The 402-nt window shown below is 69.4% G+C and carries 1 protein-coding gene; it reads left to right on the top strand.

Features of this window, described 5'->3' with window-relative positions:
* A partial coding sequence (locus tag RM780_RS27720; RefSeq protein ID WP_311633650.1) for a KR domain-containing protein occupies positions 1-402 on the top strand: 402 nt, incomplete at both ends.

The following is a 402-nucleotide window of genomic DNA, read 5'->3' as shown; positions in this document are numbered from 1 at the left end:
CGCAGCTCCGGGGTGCCTGGCATCTACACGAATCGACGCCGGATCAACCGCTGGACAGGTTCTGCTCGTTCTCCTCGGCGGCAGCCTTGGTCGGCTCGCCCGGCCAGGGGGCGTACGCGTCGGCCAACAGCTGGCTGGATGCCTTCGCCCACTGGCGCAAGGCCCAGGGGCTGCCTGCGACGGCGATCGCATGGGGAGCCTGGTCCGAGTTCGGGCAGGGGCAGAAGCTGGCGCAGGACGAGGCCATGGCGATCCAGCCTGACGACGGTGCCTACGCGTTCGACTCGCTGCTCCGCCACGATCGGAATCACACCGGCTATGCGCCGGTGGCGGGTGCGCCATGGTTGGCGTCGTTCGCGCAGACCCGGCCGTTCGCCGAAGCGTTCCGGAACCTCGACAAGG

This window comes from Streptomyces boetiae, assembly GCF_031845405.1.
GTDB lineage: Bacteria > Actinomycetota > Actinomycetes > Streptomycetales > Streptomycetaceae > Streptomyces > Streptomyces boetiae.
This window is presented reverse-complemented; position numbering and strand designations above follow the sequence as displayed.